Annotated in this window: 3 protein-coding genes; 1 reads left to right on the plus strand and 2 read right to left on the minus strand. The window is 63.8% G+C overall.

Going from position 1 to position 2,269, the window contains the following annotated elements:
• Positions 1-11: 11 nt before the first annotated feature.
• A complete protein-coding gene (locus NW809_RS12090) occupies positions 12-254 on the plus strand; it encodes a zinc ribbon domain-containing protein (RefSeq protein ID WP_011430478.1) in 243 nt (80 codons plus the stop codon).
• A 10-nt stretch (positions 255-264) separates the two neighbouring features.
• Here the strand turns inward: NW809_RS12090 and queG are convergent, their stop codons facing one another.
• Positions 265-1,308 carry a tRNA epoxyqueuosine(34) reductase QueG gene (gene queG, locus NW809_RS12095; RefSeq protein ID WP_276307354.1) on the minus strand — a complete coding sequence of 348 codons (1,044 nt, stop codon included), beginning with the start codon at positions 1,306-1,308 and terminating at the stop codon, positions 265-267.
• A gap of 8 nt (positions 1,309-1,316) precedes the next feature.
• The coding region (locus NW809_RS12100) for an amidohydrolase family protein (RefSeq protein WP_414402254.1) at positions 1,317-2,269 on the minus strand (953 nt) is incomplete at its 5' end.

Below are 2,269 nucleotides of genomic sequence, written 5' to 3' on the forward strand. Positions count from 1 at the left end.
GAGCTGGGCTGTTGACGATTGCAGGGAATCCAAACGGCATGAGTCAAGAGTGTTCTGGGTGTGGTCAGGTGGTTCCCAAAAAACTCCACGAAAGGTGGCACGATTGCCCCTACTGCGGGCTAAGCCTGTCACGGGATCACAACTTGGCGAGGGGAATCAAATCCAGAGCGGTGGGGCATCCCGTTCTTAAAGCTCAGGAAACGCCCGCTGCGATAGCAGGGATCCCTGTTCGCGAAGCGTGGCGTAAGCCATGAAGCCCGCCCTCTACCCGTTCGCGTCAGCGGCGCGGAGCGCTTCAGGGTGAGGAACGGGAGTATGGGCTTCCAAATCGTTGCTGTGGGCTGTGGAGCCCGAATGGCCGCTGAGAGCGGCTTGGGCGTTGCGGCGCAGCCGGTGGGCCTTGAGGCGGCGCAGGGCAGAGGCGGGAAACCTGCGGTCGAACTCCTCGTCGCCAATCCGCGCCAGTTCTTGGAGATCGGGGGCAACATTCCAAGGGTAAGGCTGAAAATCGGGGATCCGGCTGGGCCGGGCAAAGCGCTGGTTCCAAGGGCAGACCTCTTGGCAGATGTCGCAGCCGGCCACCCAGTTGTGTAGGTTCTGGGCGATCTCGGCAGGGATCTGCTCGGCGTGGCTTTCCAAGGTGTGGTAGGCAATGCAGCGGCGGGAATCCACCACCCCTGGGCTGACGATGGCCTGGGTGGGGCAGGCCTCCAGACAGCGGCTACAGGTGCCACAGTGGGCGGTGTGGGGCCGGTCGGGGATCAACGGGAGAGTGGTCAGGATTACCCCCAGAAATACCCAGGAGCCGTATTCGCGGGTAAGCAAGAGGCCGTTTTTTCCGATCCAGCCCAAGCCCGCCTGCATGGCCCAGGGCTTTTCCGCCACTGGGCCGGTATCGACGTAGAATCGACCGCGGTAGTCCGGAAACTGGGCCTGCATCCAGAGGTGGAGCTGCTTCAGCCGCCGTCCCAACACGCGGTGGTAGTCCCGCCCCCATGCGTAGCGGGAGATCTTGCCTTTAGCTGGATCCCGGCTGTGGCAGGTGGGGGTGTAGTAGTTGAGGGCCACACAGACCAGAGATTGTACTCCCGGCAGCACCCGCTCTGGATCCATTCGCCGGGGATCGGCCATCCAGGCCATGTCGGCGGCCATGCCCGCGGCCAGCCAGGCCCGCAAGCTCGTCAAGTCAGGGGGATCCGCCGCGCTGGCAATGCCGACTTTGTCAAAGCCCAGCGCCAGCGCCTGCCGCTTCACCTGCTCGGTGGCTCTGGCCCAATCGGCTGCTGCTCCCACGGTCGGCCCCGACAATTCTAGGGCTATTCTGGCAGACCCATCACCTGGCGGTAGCGGGCCTCCAGTTGTGCTGCCTGCTGCGAGCGACGGAAGGGATCCCAGGTGCTGTGAGCGAACAGCTCCTGCCGCAGCTTGGCCACATCCACCGTCGTTACCTCGCCGTTGGCCACCACCCGCTTCCCCCTGACCCAGACGCTGTGCACCACCTGGGTGGGCCGGCCCAGCACCAGTAGACCAATGGGATCCGTGCGGGGCAACAGCGACAGTTGGGTGAGGTCGTAAAGCACCAGATCCGCCTGCTTGCCCACCTCCAGGGATCCCAGCTCCTCTCCCAGCCCTAGACCAATCGCCCCACCGCGAGAGGCCATCTCGATGCTCTCCCGCGGCGAGATCCAGTGGCGGTAGTCGGGATCCGTAATGTTGTGCAGGATGGTGCCGATTTTAATGGCCTCCAGGAGATCCTGGGAGTCATTGCTGGCTGACCCATCGCAGCCGAAGGCCACGTTCACCCCCGCCTGCCGGTACTTGAGGATGGGGGCGATGCCGCTGCCCAGGCGCAGGTTGCTCAAGGGGTTGTGGACAACCGTAGAGCCGGTGCGGGCCAAGATCTCGATATCGGCATCGGTAAGCCAGACGCAGTGGGCCAGCGAGGTTCTCCGGTCTAGGTAGCCCAAGCGCTCCAGGTGCTCGACTGCGCTGCAGCCGTACTTTTCCTGGGCCAATCTCTGCTGGGCGCGGGTTTCCAGCAGGTGGGCATGGCGGGGGAGGCCATACTTCTGGCTCAACTCCGCGCAGCCCTCAAACAGCTTGTCAGAACAGAGTTGGATGCCGGTGGGGGCCACCATCAGCGTGATGCCCTCCTCTGGCCGGTGAAAGCGCTGCACTGCCTCTTCCACAATGGCCAACACCTCCGCTGTGGAGAGAGGATAGGTTTCCAGCTCCCGATCCGAAAAGGAGCCGCTGGGCAACCCCTGAG

The sequence above is a fragment of the Synechococcus sp. WC101 genome (assembly GCF_047461555.1).
In the GTDB taxonomy this organism is placed as follows: Bacteria; Cyanobacteriota; Cyanobacteriia; order Thermostichales; family Thermostichaceae; genus Thermostichus.